Annotated in this window: 12 protein-coding genes; all 12 read right to left on the bottom strand. The window is 64.0% G+C overall.

Annotated features, from left to right (window positions below):
- Positions 1 to 362 precede the first annotated feature (362 nt).
- The 12 genes from AC07UC_RS27955 to AC07UC_RS27900 all read right to left on the bottom strand — a co-directional run bounded on the left by AC07UC_RS27955 (position 363) and on the right by AC07UC_RS27900 (position 15116).
- Positions 363 to 2732: a trimethylamine N-oxide demethylase gene (locus tag AC07UC_RS27955; protein WP_494908080.1), complete on the bottom strand. Its 2370-nt coding sequence runs from the start codon at positions 2730 to 2732 to the stop codon at positions 363 to 365.
- A gap of 269 nt (positions 2733 to 3001) precedes the next feature.
- Positions 3002 to 3625, bottom strand: a complete 624-nt coding sequence (locus AC07UC_RS27950) for a sarcosine oxidase subunit gamma (RefSeq protein WP_494908079.1) — start codon at positions 3623 to 3625, stop codon at positions 3002 to 3004.
- On the bottom strand, positions 3618 to 6599 hold the full coding sequence (locus AC07UC_RS27945; protein WP_494908078.1) for a sarcosine oxidase subunit alpha: 2982 nt from the start codon (positions 6597 to 6599) through the stop codon (positions 3618 to 3620). Before AC07UC_RS27945 ends, AC07UC_RS27950 begins: the two co-directional genes overlap by 8 nt.
- Positions 6599 to 6874: a sarcosine oxidase subunit delta gene (locus AC07UC_RS27940; RefSeq protein ID WP_494908077.1), complete on the bottom strand. Its 276-nt coding sequence runs from the start codon at positions 6872 to 6874 to the stop codon at positions 6599 to 6601. The genes AC07UC_RS27945 and AC07UC_RS27940 overlap by 1 nt, the downstream gene beginning before the upstream one ends.
- A 16-nt stretch (positions 6875 to 6890) precedes the next feature.
- Positions 6891 to 8144, bottom strand: a complete 1254-nt coding sequence (locus AC07UC_RS27935) for a sarcosine oxidase subunit beta family protein (protein WP_494908076.1) — start codon at positions 8142 to 8144, stop codon at positions 6891 to 6893.
- 93 nt (positions 8145 to 8237) lie between these two features.
- Positions 8238 to 9545 carry a type III glutamate--ammonia ligase gene (glnT, locus tag AC07UC_RS27930; RefSeq protein ID WP_140769132.1) on the bottom strand — a complete coding sequence of 436 codons (1308 nt, stop codon included), beginning with the start codon at positions 9543 to 9545 and terminating at the stop codon, positions 8238 to 8240.
- A gap of 35 nt (positions 9546 to 9580) precedes the next feature.
- Positions 9581 to 10909 carry an FMN-binding glutamate synthase family protein gene (locus AC07UC_RS27925; RefSeq protein WP_010914750.1) on the bottom strand — a complete coding sequence of 443 codons (1329 nt, stop codon included), beginning with the start codon at positions 10907 to 10909 and terminating at the stop codon, positions 9581 to 9583.
- A 6-nt stretch (positions 10910 to 10915) separates the two neighbouring features.
- Entirely contained in the window at positions 10916 to 11647 is a 732-nt protein-coding gene (locus AC07UC_RS27920) for a GltB/FmdC/FwdC-like GXGXG domain-containing protein (protein WP_140769130.1), read from the bottom strand.
- 4 nt (positions 11648 to 11651) lie between these two features.
- Positions 11652 to 12548 (bottom strand): class II glutamine amidotransferase, encoded by an 897-nt coding sequence (locus AC07UC_RS27915; protein ID WP_202323421.1) that lies wholly within the window; start codon positions 12546 to 12548, stop codon positions 11652 to 11654.
- A 103-nt stretch (positions 12549 to 12651) separates the two neighbouring features.
- Positions 12652 to 12981: a hypothetical protein gene (locus tag AC07UC_RS27910; protein ID WP_494908075.1), complete on the bottom strand. Its 330-nt coding sequence runs from the start codon at positions 12979 to 12981 to the stop codon at positions 12652 to 12654.
- Positions 12978 to 13667 carry a hypothetical protein gene (locus tag AC07UC_RS27905; RefSeq protein WP_494908074.1) on the bottom strand — a complete coding sequence of 230 codons (690 nt, stop codon included), beginning with the start codon at positions 13665 to 13667 and terminating at the stop codon, positions 12978 to 12980. Before AC07UC_RS27905 ends, AC07UC_RS27910 begins: the two co-directional genes overlap by 4 nt.
- Positions 13668 to 13712: 45 nt before the next feature.
- On the bottom strand, positions 13713 to 15116 hold the full coding sequence (locus tag AC07UC_RS27900) for an APC family permease (protein WP_202323418.1): 1404 nt from the start codon (positions 15114 to 15116) through the stop codon (positions 13713 to 13715).
- Positions 15117 to 15126 lie beyond the last annotated feature (10 nt).

Here is a 15126-nt window from a genome sequence, read left to right as displayed (position 1 = left end):
GACTCCAATGTTTCCACTCAGTCGTATTTTTTTCTTAAGAGTGAAGATTGATCCGGCGCGCTTTCAGGTCAAGCGTTTTGTGAAACCGTGCACATCACGCTTGCGCGCGCACGCTCTTCCCTTCTCTCCTTGTGGGGTGAGAAGCGGTTCGCGTAGCGGACGAAAAGCCAATTGCTTGGCTTTTCGAGCTTCGAACGCCCTGAGCCTGCGAAGGGCCGGGGGGCCGATCCACCTGCCGGGTCCCCGCTGCTTCGCAGCGTCCCGGCGTTCGCTAGCCTTTCATCGTGCCACTGGCACGACGAATTCGCCTTCGGCGAACCGGCTGCTCACCCCACGAGGGGAGAAGGCAAGGGTCGCAGAGCTCAGGAACGGGGTCTGGTCTTCTGTGGATCGTAGTGGGCGAAGGCGACGACACGCGCCGGCAGCCTTTTGGCATGGCCGTCGAGCTTGCCGATCTCGACCTCGGTGCCGATGGCCGCATGGGTGACGTCGAGCCGCGCCAGCGCGATGTTCTTGTTCAGGACCGGCGAACGCATGCCCGAGGTGACGACACCGATCTGGGCACGGCCGACATGGACGCAATCGCCATGGCCGACAGCGACATTGGCGTCGATGTCGAGGCCGACCAGTCTGTTCTGCGGGTTTTCCTTGCGCCTGATCAGCGCCTCGCGGCCGATGAAATCATCGGTCTTGCTCTTCAGCGGCACGGTGAAGCCGATGCCGGCCTCGAACGGGTCGGTCTGGTCCGAGAATTCGTAACCGGCGAAGATCAGTCCGGCCTCGATGCGCACCATGTCGAGCGCCTGCAGGCCCATTGGTTTCAACCCATGCGGCTGGCCGGCTTCCCATATGGCGTCGAACACCTTTTCGGCGTCGCGCGGATGGCACCATATCTCGTAGCCGAGTTCGCCGGTATAGCCGGTGCGCGAGACGACGACCGGTACGCCGTTGCCGCCGCCGATGCGGGCGACGGCGAAGCGGAACCATTCGAGCTCATCGATCGATGGCTGCAACGGTGAGGTCCAGATCACTTCTCTGAGGATGTCGCGGCTTTTTGGGCCCTGCACGGCGACATTGTGCATCTGGTCGGTCGACGAGCGCACCAGCACGTTGAGGTCGAGCTTTTTTGCCGTCTCGCGCAGCCATTCGCCGGAAAGATCGTCGCCCCCGACCCAACGGAAATTGTCCTTGCCGAGACGCAGCAGCGTGCCGTCGTCGATCATGCCGCCATGCTCGTAGCACATGGCGGAGTAGACGACCTGGCCGACGCCGAGTTTCTTCACATCGCGGGTCAGCGTGTATTGCAGCAGCGCTTCGGAATCCGGGCCGGTGACCTCGAACTTGCGCAGCGGCGACAGGTCCATGATCACCGCGTCCTGCCGGCATGCCCAGTACTCGGCTATCGGCCCATCCTTGGCGAAGGCGTTGGCCAGCCAATAGCCCCTGTACTCGGCGAAGTTGCGGGTGTGCTTGGCAAAGCTCGAATGAAAGGCTGTCTCGCGGGTCATTTTCGGTTCCGAATCGGGCGTCATGCGTCTGGCGATCGCTCGCGAGAATTTGTGCTGGCCGGAATAGGTCCGCACGTGGATGTCAGTCAGGTTCCAGCCATTGGCCGGCGTCGTGTCGTCGGGGCAGGCGGAGGAGACACAGACGATGTCGGTCAGCGCGCGCAGCAGCACATAGTCGCCGGGTCTCGACCACGGCTCGTCCGAGACCATGACGCCATGCGCGTCGATCGCGGTGTTGAAGAAGAAGTTGATCGCCATCCAGCCGGCGCGAGGATTGACGCCCTTGCCGGCCAGGGCGCCGTTGAAATTCTCCGAACAGTTGGTGTGGCCGGGATAGCCGATGTCGTCATAGTATTTCGCCGCGCAGGCGAGCGCGAAGGCGTCATGCCGGCCGCATGTATCCTGCACCACCTCGACCAGCGGTTCCATGTCCTGGTCGTAGTATTTCGAATGCAGGCCAGGCATCGGATAGCTCGATCCCATCAGCGTGCGCGTCGTGGTCACGTCGAGCGGATGGTCGAGGCCCTTGTCCAGCTTGCGCGCCGAAAAGCACTGGAAGTCGGTGCACTGGCGCCCATCGACATCGATGATCTGCAGATAGTCGCCCGCCTTGACGAAATAGGATTCGGCGGTTGCCGAGTGCACCCTGAGGTCGAGCACCGGATCGGCGAGCGGATCGGCCAACTGCGATTTTGGTTTGAGGCGGATCGTGGCGCGGCGCACGACAACCGTAAGCGGCGTTGCCGTGTCGTGACCATCGACCAGCATCGGGCCGCCGGGGGCAGCGACGATCATCGAGCCGTCGCGAGCGACGGTAAAACCCTGTTCGGCGCCTGCAGGCGTGGCACTGCCGAAGACGCGGACCGCCTTGGCCTGGTCAAGCTGAACCTGCCGGCGCGCGATGCCCCGCCGCAGGGCAGCGAGGCTGTCATCGCCTTCGGTCAGCAACGCCTTGATGCCGGCGGCATTGCTGTTGGATCTTTCGCCGAGGATGGCGGCATCGGTGACGCCTGTGGCGTCCCAGGCCAGCAGTTCGCAGGCCTGGCCACCCTCGACATTGCGGACCGTGATCGTATCGCCGGCCGCGACCTCGATCAGCACCGCGCCATTGCCCTGGATCGTGTAGCGTTCCATGCCCGGCGGCAGCGCGATCTGCCCAGGCCTCAGGATGAGGCTTGGCCGGGGCGGTCCTGCTGCGACCGTAGGGTAGGGCGACTGGCTCATCTCAGCCTTGCGGTTCGAGAAACAAGTTTGCCTGTGTGTGAAATTATTTTCGCTGTGAGAATAGCAGGGCGATAGCGTTTGGCAAGGCGAAGGTGATGTAAGCTCCCCCTTCTCCCCTTGTGGGAGAAGGTGTCGCCGAAGGCGACGGATGAGGGGTGCTCCAGGGAACGCCAACGTCTCACTCCGCTGGAACACCCCTCATCCGTCTCGGCGCTGCGCGCCGATCCACCTTCTCCCACAAGGGGAGAAGGAAGGGCCGCGCTCCGACGCTACGCCAGTTCCTCGGAATGGCCGATAGCAACGCCATATTCAGCAGCGGAATCCAGCATCGTGTGCCACAGGCTTTCGGCGAAAGTCGCAAACACCAGAAGGTTGAACACCGCCAATCCATCTCGATCATTGCCGCGCCAGAGCGTGACGCTGGTGTGATCCATCGAGGTCGCGGCAGCCGCCCCAACCGCGAACGTATCGGGATGCAGATCGATCGAAGACAGCTTGGCCAGCATTGCGCGTGCCTTGGCGCCGGAGATGCTGATCATCACGCGCGCATGCGATTGGTCGGACAGCGACGTCGATGCGGCAAAGGCAGGCGCAAGCGCTCCCGTCCCATGCCTGCTGCCCTGCGACAGGATGAAAAACTGATCCGGTCCCGACCAGATCAGTGTTGCGTCCGCCGCCGCGATCGCGTTCGGCGTTTCCGGAGCGGCAACGCCGAACCTGCTCTTCGCGGCCTTGGCCATGTCGGCTGCCTTGCCGCGCCGCGCCATCACCTGGACGAGGTCGAAATTGCGGATCTCGGTCAGCAAGACGCCGGCATCGCCACGTGCGCCATAAGCACCCGACACGAGCGCGCGGTGGAGCGGGCTGCGGATGTCCCAGGAAAACTCAGCCACGCTGGCGCCCTCCATCCGGATCGTAGAAGACGGGATTGCACAGTTCGACATCATAGTCTTCGCCGCGTATTGGGTCATGCGCATGGACGATCTCGCCGATGCGTTCGCGGCCGCGCTCGACAAGCGCCAGCCCGATCCACTGGTCTGATGTGGGCGAGAAGCAGACCGAGGTGACATAGCCTTGGTCGTTGCCTGGCCCGGGCGTCTGCCCCTTCGGGATAATGTGCGCACCGGAGCGCAGCCGGCGCGCTCTGTCCGTGGGCTTGACGCCGACGACGACCTGACGATCCGGCGCGACCAGCGCCTCGCGCCCGGCCATGACACGGCCGATGAAGTCTTTCTTGGTGGACATCATCTTGCCGAGGCTAAGGTCGGCGGCCGTCGTCGTGCCGCTCAGTTCCGGCCCGGCGACATGGCCCTTTTCAATGCGCATCACGCCGAGCGCCTCGGTGCCGTAAGGCGTGACGCCGAATTGTTTGCCGGCCAGCATCAGATTGCGCGCCATCGCTTCGCCGTAGCGTGCCGGCACGGAAATCTCGAACGCCATCTCGCCGGAGAAGGAGATGCGGAATAGCCGTGCCTTGATACCGCCGCGCAAGGCGACTTCGCGCGCGCCCATGAACGGAAAACCTTCATTCGACAGGTCTTCCGCCGGGTCGACGATCTCCTTCAGCAGATCGCGGGTTTTCGGTCCGGCAATGGAGAACTGCGCCCACTGGTCGGAGACCGAGGTCAACTGGACGTCGAGTTCCGGGAACAGCACTTGCCGGCAATATTCGAGATGCTGCATCACCAGTCCGGCCTTCGCCGTGGTGGTGGTGAGGAAATAGTGGTCGTCGGCCAACCGCGACGTCGTGCCGTCGTCATAGACGATACCGTCCTCGCGCAGCATCAGCCCGTAGCGCGCCTTGCCGACGGCGAGGTTGGAGAAAGTGTTGATGTAGACGCGGTCGAGGAAAGCGCCGGCATCCGGGCCGTGCACGTCGATCTTGCCAAGCGTCGAGACATCGCAGAAGCCGACGCCACCGCGCACCGCCTTGACTTCGCGGGTCACCGATTCCAGCCAGTCCTTCTCACCGGCGCGCGGATACCATTGCGCCCGCTTCCACAGGCCGGTGTCGACGAAAACGGCGCCCTGTTCGGCTGCCCAGTGATGCGACGGCGTCAGCCTTGTGGCGTGGAAAGTCTCGTCGCGATGATGGCCCGCAAAGGCACCGATGGCGACCGGCACATAAGGCGGCCGGTAGATCGTCGTGCCGGTCTCGGGAATGGAGCGGCCGCTCACATCAGCCATGATGGCGAGGCCGGCGACATTCGAGGTCTTGCCCTGGTCGGTCGCCATGCCGAGCGTCGTATAGCGCTTCAGATGTTCGACCGATTCAAAACCCTCGCGCTGCGCCAGTTCGATGTCGGAGGCGGTGACATCGTGCTGGTAGTCGACAAAGGCCTTGCCCTTGCCGGCGACATGCCAGAGCGGCGTTAATGAGAACGCCTCGTCGTCGGCGCCGGGCGCGGTGCCTGCCTTGCCTTCATGTCCTGTATCACGCGCCGCCGCCGCGCCGGCGGCAAAGCCCTGGCTCAGACAGGCGCTAAGGCCGAAATCTCCGTTGGCCGCACCCGCCGCGACCATGCCGGGAGGTGCGCCGTCGGGGACGAAGGCGGCGATGTCGTCGCGCCATTTTGGCCGGCCGCGATGATACGAGGTGAGCCCGACCGCCGGATTCCAGCCACCGGAAACGGCAAGCCCGTCGGCCTCGACCTCGGCGCGTGCGCCACCGGTCAGCGACACGGCGATTTTCCTCACACCATCCTTACCGCCGTCAACGCCGCTGACAGCGCCGTGCAGCACCGGAAAGCCGCCCTTGGAGGCAAGCGAGCGATGGGCGGGGGAGACGTCGGCCCGTGCGTCGATGACCGCGGCGATCTGCAGCCCGGCTGCGAGTGCGGTCTCGACCGTGCGCCAGCCATCCTCATTGTTGGTGAACAGCGCGACGCGTTTTGCGGGAGTGGCGGCGTAGCGCTTGACATAGGTGCGCATCGCCGAGGCCATCATCACACCGGGCGTGTCATTGCCGGCAAAGACGATCGGCCGTTCGATGGCGCCCGCCGCGACGACACAGCGCTTCGCAACGATCCGCCACATCCGCTGACGCACCTGGTGTTCGGGCGGCGAGGGCAGGTGGTCGTTGACCCGCTCCAGCGCGCCATAGGTGCCGCCATCATAGACGCCGAACAGCGTCGTGCGGGTCATGATGCGGACATCGGGCATTGCCGTGAGCTCAGCCACGGTCCGCGACAGCCATTCGGCGGCCGGCAGGCCATCGATCGTGCCGCCATCCGAGAGCAGGCGGCCGCCGAGCGCAAAATCCTCTTCGCACAGGATGACGCGGGCGCCGCTGCGGCCGGCGGCAAGCGCTGCGGCAAGGCCAGCCGGACCGGAGCCGGCGATCAGCACATCGCAATGCGCCCAGGCCTTGTCGTAGTGGTCGGGATCGGCAACACCGGCGGCGCGGCCAAGGCCCGCGGCGCGGCGGATCGCCGGCTCGTAGATCGCTTCCCAGAACTTCGCCGGCCACATGAAGGTCTTGTAGTAGAAGCCGGCGACGAAGATCGGCGCGAACAGCTGGTTGACCGACATGACGTCGAAGCGCAGCGACGGCCAGCGGTTCTGGCTGGCGGCCTCAAGCCCTTCATAGAGCTCGGCCGTCGTTGCCTTGGTGTTAGGCTCTCGCCTGGCGCCGGTGCGCAGTTCAACCAGCGCGTTGGGCTCTTCCGAGCCTGACGTCAGGATGCCGCGCGGGCGATGGTATTTGAACGAGCGGCCGACCAGCTTGACGCCGTTGGCGACGAGCGCCGACGCCAAAGTGTCGCCCTGGAAGCCGGAAAAGCTCTTGCCGTCGAAGCGGAAGTTGAGCGGCGCCGAACGGTCGATGAGACCGCCATTGTCCAGCCGGTTTGTCTGCGCGCCGGCCATCACGCGCCAACCTTCGCGGCACCGGCGCCCGGTGCCGGTTCGACTGCGGAAATCTCATGCGTCAGCGTGTTGCGCGTGACCTTCAGCCAGGCCCGGCACCCGCCGCCATGGTACCAGTTCTCGCTCATCACGCCCGCGATGTTGTCGCGCAGATAGACATAGTCGAAGACGGCGTCTTCGCCGGCATCCGCCGCCGGCCGCACCGGTTTGGCATCGCCGAGATAGGTGAACTCGCCGAGTTCGCGTTCGCCGCAGAAGGGACAGACAATACGCATGATTTTCTGGCCGTCCTCAGTGCAGGTTCGGTTGGGCGCCCTGGCCCTTTTCGTCGATCATGGCGCCAGTCCGGAACCGATCGAGGCGGAACCGTGCGGCTTCCTCATGCGGCGTGTCGCGGGCCAGCAGATGGGCAAAGACAAAGCCCGATCCTGGCGTTGCCTTAAAGCCGCCATAGCACCAGCCGGCGTTCAAGTAGAGGCCGTCGACCGGCGTCTTGTCGATGATGGGTGAGCCGTCCATGGACATGTCCATGATGCCGCCCCACTGGCGCAGCAGGCGCACGCGGCCGATCATCGGCATCAGCGCCATGCCGCCCTCGCAGACATCCTCCATCACGGGCAGGTTGCCGCGCTGGGCATATGAGTTGTAGCCGTCGATGTCGCCGCCGAAGACAAGGCCGCCCTTGTCCGACTGGCTGACATAGAAATGGCCGGCACCGAAGGTCATGACGTTTGGGATCAGCGGCTTGATCGCCTCGGAGACGAAGGCTTGCAGCACATGGCTTTCGATCGGCAGGCGCAGGCCCGCCATCGCAGCGACGCGCGACGAGGAGCCGGCGACCGCCATGCCGACCTTGCCGGCGCCGATCCTGCCGCGCGAGGTCTCGACGCCGGTTACCTTGCCGTTGGCGTCCCTGATAAAGCCAGTCACCTCGCAATTCTGGATGATGTCGACGCCGAGCCCGCTCGCCGCATGGGCGTAGCCCCAGACCACGGCGTCGTGCCGCGCCGTGCCGCCACGCCGCTGCAACAGCCCGCCTTGCACGGGAAAGCGCGCATTGTCGAAATTCAGGAACGGCATCATCTTCTTGACCGCCGCGAGGTCGAGCAATTCGGCGTCGATGCCGTTGATGCGCATGGTGTTGCCGCGCCGCGCATAGGCGTCGCGTTGCGCGTCCGAATGGTAGAGGTTGATGACGCCGCGCTGGCTGACCATCGAATTGTAGTTGAGGTCCTGCTCCATCCGCTCCCACAGCTTCATGGACAGTTCGTAGAAGCCGGTATTGCCGGGCAGGCCGTAATTGGAGCGGATGATGGTGGTGTTGCGGCCGGCATTGCCGGAGCCGATCCAGCCCTTTTCCAGCACCGCGACGTTCCTGATGCCGTATTCGCTGGCGAGGAACCAGGCGGTGGCCAGGCCATGGCCGCCACCGCCGACGATCACCACGTCATAGCGATCCTTCGGCGTGGCGTCGCGCCAGGTACGCTGCCAGTTCTTGTGGCCGGAAAGGGCGGCACGTGCGAGCGAGAAGATCGAGTATTTCATCAGTTCATTCCGAGGCCGCTCGCACCGCTGGGACCTTTTCTTAACGCATCGGATTCACCCGAAAACCGCTCCGCACTTTTCGGTCCGATGCTTCTAGATGTCCAGCGTGTGGTCGCGCTCCCATTGCGTGAAGTGCGAAGCATAGGAATTCCATTCCTGGTGCTTCAGCTTTAGGTAAGCCGACGAGAATTCCTCACCCAGCGCCGTCTTCAGCGATTTGTCCTTGTCGAACTCGCGCAGCGCGTCGAGCAGGTTGAGCGGCAGCTTCGGCGCGCCCTTCACCGTATGGCCGAACTGATACATGTCGATGTCGTAGCGCTTGCCCGGATCAGCCTTCGAGCGGATGCCGTCGAGGCCGGCGGCGATGATGACGGCCTGCAACAGATAAGGGTTGGCCGCACCGTCCGGCAGGCGCAGTTCGAAGCGCCCGGGACCTGGCACGCGCACCATGTGGGTGCGGTTGTTGCCGGTCCAGGTGACGGTGTTCGGCGCCCAGGTCGCGCCGGAGATCGTGCGCGGGGCGTTGATGCGCTTGTAGGAGTTGACCGTCGGATTGGTGATCGCGGCAAGCGCGGAGGCATGCTTCATGATGCCGCCGAGGAAATTCTTGCCCTTGGCCGACAGGCCGAGTTCCATCGAATTGTCGGCAAAGACATTGGTCTTGCCCGATTTGTCCCACACCGAGATATGAGCATGGCAGCCATTGCCGGTCAGGCCCTGGAAGGGTTTTGGCATGAAGGTGGCGCGCAGGCCGTGCTTCTCGGCCACCGACTTGACCATGAACTTGAAGAACGAGTGCTTGTCGGCTGTCGCGAGCGCATCGTCGAAGGCCCAGTTCATCTCGAACTGGCCGTTGGCGTCCTCGTGGTCGTTCTGGTAGGGCCCCCAGCCCAGCGCCAGCATGTGATCGCAGATCTCGGCGATGACGTCGTAGCGGCGCATCACGGCCTGCTGGTCGTAGCAGGGCTTTGAGGCCGTGTCGTACTTGTCGGAGATGACGCTGCCGTCCGGGGAGATGAGGAAGAATTCGGCCTCGACGCCGGTCTTCACATGCATGCCGTCGCCGGCAGCCTCCGCGATCAGCCGCTTCAGCGTGTTGCGTGGTGCCTGGTCGACCTCCTTGTCGTCCATGATGCAGTTGGCGGCGACCCAGGCGACGTCAGGCTTCCATGGCAACTGGATGACCGAATCCGGATCCGGCACCGCCAGCATGTCCGGATGCGCCGGCGTCAGATCGAGCCAGGTAGCAAACCCTGCGAAGCCGGCGCCGTCCTTTTGCATGTCGGCGATGGCTTGCGCCGGCACCAGCTTGGCGCGCTGGCCACCGAACAGGTCGGTGTAGGAGATCATGAAATATTTGACGCCGTTCTCCTTGGCGAATGCGGCGAGATCGTTCCCCATTATGTAGTTCCCTCGCTTATGGATTTCGTGATGTGTTAGAAGCCGTTCTTCCCCGGTATCCAGTTGGTGCCGGCCAGCGGTACGCCAGCCATGGCAGCGGCTTCGATGGTGAGCGCGACGAGATCCTCGGGCTCGAGATTGTGCAGGCTGTTCTTGCCGCAGGCGCGGGCGATGGTCTGCGCCTCGAGCGTCATCACCTTGAGGTAGTTGGCCAGCCGGCGGCCGGCGGCCACCGGATCGACCCGCTTCATCAGTTCGGGATCCTGCGTGGTGATGCCGGCGGGGTCACGGCCCTCATGCCAGTCGTCATAGGCGCCGGCCGTGGTGCCGAGTTCGTTGTACTCCGCCTCCCAGCGGGGATCGTTGTCGCCGAGCGCGACCAGGGCTGCCGTGCCGATCGAGACGGCATCGACACCGAGCGCCAGCGCCTTGGCGACATCGGCGCCGTTGCGGATGCCGCCGGAGACGATCAACTGCACCTTGCGGTGCATGCCGAGATCCTGGAGTGCCTGCACCGCCGGCCTGATGCAGGCAAGCGTCGGCTGGCCGACATTCTCGATGAACACTTCCTGCGTTGCAGCCGTGCCGCCCTGCATGCCGTCGACGACGACGACATCGGCGCCGGCCTTCACGGCGAGCGCCGTGTCGTAATAGGGGCGGGCGCCGCCGACCTTGACGTAGATCGGCTTTTCCCAGTCGGTGATCTCGCGCAGTTCGAGGATCTTGATCTCGAGATCGTCCGGGCCGGTCCAGTCGGGATGGCGCGAGGCCGAGCGCTGGTCGATGCCTTTCGGCAGCGTGCGCATCTCGGCGACGCGGTCGGAGATTTTCTGGCCGAGCAGCATACCGCCGCCGCCCGGCTTGGCGCCCTGGCCGACAACGACTTCGATGGCGTCGGCGCGGCGCAGGTCACGCAGGTTCATGCCATAGCGCGACGGCAAATATTGGTAGACCAGTTGCTTGGAATGCCCACGCTCTTCCTCGGTCATGCCGCCATCGCCCGTCGTGGTCGAGGTGCCGGACAGCGTCGCGCCGCGCCCAAGCGCTTCCTTGGCCGGGCCCGACAGCGAACCAAAGCTCATGCCGGCGATGGTGATCGGGATCTTCAGCTCGATCGGCTTCTTGGCGTGGCGCGAGCCGAGTACGACTGATGTGTCGCAGCGCTCGCGATAGCCTTCGAGCGGATAGCGCGAGATCGAGGCGCCGAGGAACAAGAGGTCGTCGAAATGCGGCAGCTTGCGCTTGGCGCCGGCGCCCCGGATGTCATAGATGCCGGTCGCCGCGGCACGGCGGATTTCGGAAAGCGTGTAGTCGTCGAAGGTCGCGGATTTGCGCGGCGTCGTCGGCGGGTTGCGATAGGTCATGCTGCCTCAATACGCGTCGGCGTTGTCGATATTGAAATTGTAGAGCGTGCGCGCCGAGCCGTAGCGCTTGAACTCCGACGGCTTGACGCCGGTGACGCCGGCGCGGTCGAGCAGGCCTTGCAGCAACTCGAGATGCTCGGGCCGCATCTCCTTGGCGATGCAGTCGGCACCCAGGCTGTCGACCTTGCCGCGCACGAACAGCCGCGCCTCGTAGATGGAATCGCCCAGCGCATCGCCGGCATCGCCCAGCACCACCAGATTGCCGGACTGCGCCATGAAGGCCGACATGTGGCCGATATTGCCGTGCACGACGATGTCGATGCCCTTCATCGAAATGCCGCAGCGCGACGACGCGTTGCCCTCGATGACCAGCAGGCCGCCCTTGCCGGTTGCCCCGGCATACTGGCTGGCATCGCCTTTCACGATGATCGACCCCGACATCATGTTCTCGCCCACGCCGGGTCCCGCCGAGCCATGCACGGTAATGGTGCTGCCGGAATTCATGCCGCCGCAGTAGTAGCCAACGCTGCCACGCACATCGATGGCAACAGGCTGGTCGACCCCGACGGCGACCGAGTGGCTGCCCTTCGGGTGCAGCACTTCCCATGCCGTTTCATTCGAGCCCGGAGCCAGATTGTGCAGCGCTTGGTTGAGCTCGCGCAGCGACGACACATCGAGATCGAAGATTCGGGAGGCGTGGTCTTGCGTTGCTGCCTTCGAAAGTTTGGTTGCCGGCATGAACTCAATGCTCCCAGAAATAGACGGTTGCGGGTTCCGGTTCCCAGACCCTCGCATTGTCTATGCCGGGCAGCTTGGTCAGCGCGCGATATTCCGAGCCGAAGGCGACATACTGGTCGGTTTCGGCCATGACGGCGGGCTTGCAGGCGATCGGGTCGCGCACCACGCCGAAGCCATTCTTGGTGCCGACGACGAAAGTGAAGAAGCCGTCGAGGTCGGAAAGCGTGCCTTCCAGCGCTTCGCCGAGATTCTTGCCATGCGCCATCTGCGAGGAGAGGTAGGCGGCGGCGACCTCGGTATCGTTCTCGGTCTCGAATTTCATGCCTTCGCGAACCAGTTCGCGGCGGACATTGTTGTGGTTGGAGAGCGAACCATTGTGCACCAGGCACTGGTCGGCGCCCGTCGAGAACGGATGCGCGCCCATCGTCGTCACCGCCGATTCCGTCGCCATGCGGGTGTGGCCGATGCCATGCGTGCCTGCCATCTTGCGGACATCGAAGCGATCGACGACCGCCTCCGGCAGACCGACTTCCTTGTAGATCTCGACCACGTCGCCGGCGCCCATGATGCGGATGTCGGGGCGCAGCGCCTGGATCGCCTCGCGCGCCTCGTCGATCTTGGCAGGCGTTGTCCTGACGACGGCATGGGTCGACTTCACCGCGATGCTCACCGGCACACCGATCGCTTTGGCAAGCTCGGTATCGAGGTCGCGAAAATCGCGCGCCGGCGTTGCCGACTGGATGGTGATCTTGGCTTCATTCCTGGAGGGCGCGCCATAGATGGCGATGCCGGCACTGTCCGGCCCGCGATCGCTGAGCGACACCAGCATCTCCGACAGCATCGCGCCGAGCTTCGGCTCCAGCGACTTGTCCTTCAAAAACAGTCCGACAATTCCACACATGTCAGCCTCCCGGCGTTTCTAGCTAAGAGATCGTTTGTAGCTAAGAGATGATGTACCGAATGCGTTGCTCGAATTCAATCATATGAAAAAAATTTTCCTCTAGTTACGTATGCGGCGCAATGCCGCCATGCGAATTATCGCTGTCCTGCACGGCATTGTGAACCCACCGGGCGTGGCGGATGCGGGCGAGCTTGTAGGCGTCGAGGATCGACAGGGCATAGATCAGGAAGCCACCGGCGTGACGGCCGATGAAGCCGGCATCTGGCGGCGCGACCCTGACGGTCACCCAGGCCAGGATCACCATGAAGAACAGAAACTGCAGCCCGCGCACCGGCACGCCCAGAATGACATGGCCGCTTGCGGGCAGCACGATTGCCGAACCGAGGACGAGATAAGGGTTCACCGGCGCCGGCTGCGGGGTGGAACTGGTCATGCGGCTTGCCGTTCGCTGCGGTTGATGGCGTCGCGCAGCGCAGAGAGGGAGACGAGCAGCCGCTGAACAAGCGTCGGATCGATCCGTGCGTCGCCAAACGCGGCCTGCCGGAAAACGCCGTAGCGCGCCCGCTCGGCCTCGGCCAGCAGCCAGACAATGCGCACGCCGCCGGGGGTGATCAACAGTTCCTTGGCGCGCCCTTCCGAAAAAGGCTCCAGGTGGTCGGCGATGATGCCTTGCGGGAAACGCGTGCCTCGACGGTCGGTCCGCAGCACCGCCTCGGCTGGAAATCCCGGAGCCTTGGGCAGCGTATGCTGGAGATGGTCGAAATTGGAGAAGGTCGTCGGCGAGCCCGGCCGCATCATCATGTCGAACGTGGCTTGCACCGACACCTTTTCGGTGATCGAAATGCTGAGCCAGCGCGCCGGGAGTTTTCTTGTCGCCAGCGTATCGACGATGGTGCGCAGTTGAACGTGTTGGCCGCTCCACGATCCTTCCCAGGTGATGACACCGGCGGTGCCGTCGGAAACATTGGCCGCATCGGCGATGACGGTTCGGATGGCGGCCTCCTCGGCGGCAAGCGCCGCCAAGACCCTGTTGCGGCCGCGACGCGCCAGCCACGCAAGATGGAGGACAAGCGCCAGGACAATGGCCCCGGCAAACAGTGCTGATGTCACTTCGGACATTTTGTCATGCCAGGCTCACCCAGAATCCGGGCGAGCCTACTCCCATCAATAGCCCTGCGGTTTCGGCCAGGGCATGGTGAACTGGTCGCCACGCCGCACGAATTTGTAGCGGTAGAAGTGGAACCACAGCGAGATCAGGAAGTAGAAGGCGACCATGGCGCTCAGCTGCGAACCGAAACCGAGGAAGATGGCGAAGAAGGTCACCACGCACAGGCAGAACAGCACGATTGCCGGCAGCGGATGGAAGGGATGCGTGTAGCCGCGGCGGATCGTGCCGAGCGGCCACTTCTTGCGGAACATCATGATATTGATGCTCATGAAAGTGTATTGCAGCACGCCTGACAGGATCGAGAAGGTGATCGCCTGGTTGAGGTCGGCGATGAAGGCGAAGGCGAGCGCGATCGGCAACAGGAACAGGATCGACCGGTAAGGCGTGCGATATCTGGGATGCACGGCCGAGAACCAGCTCGGCAGATAGCGGTCGCGGCCGAGCGAGAACCAGGCGCGTGCCGCGTCGTTGATGCAGCCATTGGCCGATGCCAGGGCCGCGAGCAGCGTGGCCAAGAACAGCAGGTTCTCGAGCAGCGGGCTGCCGGTCAGCCTGCCGGCGTCCCACAGCGGGTAGTAGGTGATCCCGAGATACTCCCAGGGCATCAGCGAGGCGCAGACATACCAGGTCATGGCGGCGGCGATCAGAAGCGTGATCATGCCGGCCATGGTGCCGTAGGGCAGGGAGCGGGCCGGCGAGCGAACTTCCTCGGCGGCCTGTGTGGTGCCTTCGATGCCCAGATAGAACCAGATGCCGAACTGGAAGGCGGCGATGACGCCGATCCAGCCATAGGGCAGCGCATTGGCGGGGGTGACCAGTTCGTTCAGCTTCAGCACGGCACCCTGCGTCCACGGGCTGACCGAGAAGAACAGGATGACGATCGAGACATAGGCGATGGCGGTGATGACGAAGTTGACGTTGAGCGTCATCAGCACGCCGCGGTAATTGAGCCAGGCCAGCACGACGATGGTCGCGGCGATGAAGGCATTGTGGTTCAGCCCCTCGACCCCCGCCTTGGCGACGATCGTATCGCCGAGCAGGATCGCGTCGGAGACCTCCAGCATGGTGTAGGCGAAGACCAGGAACAGCGCGACGTTGAATGCCATCAACGGCCCGACGATGTGCTTTGCCTGCGCGTACTGGCCTCCGGCGGCGGCAACTGTCGACGTCACCTCGGAATCGATCATGGCGACCGAGGTGTAGAGCAGCCCGACGATCCAGCAGACGATTAGCGCCGCCAGCGTGCCGCCCTTGTCGGCGGCAAAATTCCAGCCGGTGAATTCGCCCACCAGAACGATACCCACGCCGAGGGCCCAGACATGGGAAGGGCCAAGCACCCTGAGCAGCGAGACCCTGTCGCCATGCACTACCGTTTCTGCCGTTTCAAGCGCGACCGTCATCGTTCAATCC

This window comes from Mesorhizobium sp. GW821-FHT04C10, from assembly GCF_059420305.1.
This window is presented reverse-complemented; position numbering and strand designations above follow the sequence as displayed.

Bases quoted from the DNA above. Each gene is read 5' to 3' on its own strand.
- AC07UC_RS27920 (WP_140769130.1), bottom strand. From the start codon at position 11,647: ATGCCGGCAACCAAACTTTCGAAGGCAGCAACGCAAGACCACGCCTCC.
- AC07UC_RS27945 (WP_494908078.1), bottom strand. From the start codon at position 6,599: ATGGCCGGCGCGCAGACAAACCGGCTGGACAATGGCGGTCTCATCGAC.
- AC07UC_RS27900 (WP_202323418.1), bottom strand. From the start codon at position 15,116: ATGACGGTCGCGCTTGAAACGGCAGAAACGGTAGTGCATGGCGACAGG.
- AC07UC_RS27955 (WP_494908080.1), bottom strand. From the start codon at position 2,732: ATGAGCCAGTCGCCCTACCCTACGGTCGCAGCAGGACCGCCCCGGCCA.
- AC07UC_RS27935 (WP_494908076.1), bottom strand. From the start codon at position 8,144: ATGAAATACTCGATCTTCTCGCTCGCACGTGCCGCCCTTTCCGGCCAC.
- AC07UC_RS27925 (WP_010914750.1), bottom strand. From the start codon at position 10,909: ATGACCTATCGCAACCCGCCGACGACGCCGCGCAAATCCGCGACCTTC.
- AC07UC_RS27905 (WP_494908074.1), bottom strand. From the start codon at position 13,667: ATGTCCGAAGTGACATCAGCACTGTTTGCCGGGGCCATTGTCCTGGCG.
- AC07UC_RS27940 (WP_494908077.1), bottom strand. From the start codon at position 6,874: ATGCGTATTGTCTGTCCCTTCTGCGGCGAACGCGAACTCGGCGAGTTC.
- AC07UC_RS27910 (WP_494908075.1), bottom strand. From the start codon at position 12,981: ATGACCAGTTCCACCCCGCAGCCGGCGCCGGTGAACCCTTATCTCGTC.
- glnT (WP_140769132.1), bottom strand. From the start codon at position 9,545: ATGGGGAACGATCTCGCCGCATTCGCCAAGGAGAACGGCGTCAAATAT.
- AC07UC_RS27915 (WP_202323421.1), bottom strand. From the start codon at position 12,548: ATGTGTGGAATTGTCGGACTGTTTTTGAAGGACAAGTCGCTGGAGCCG.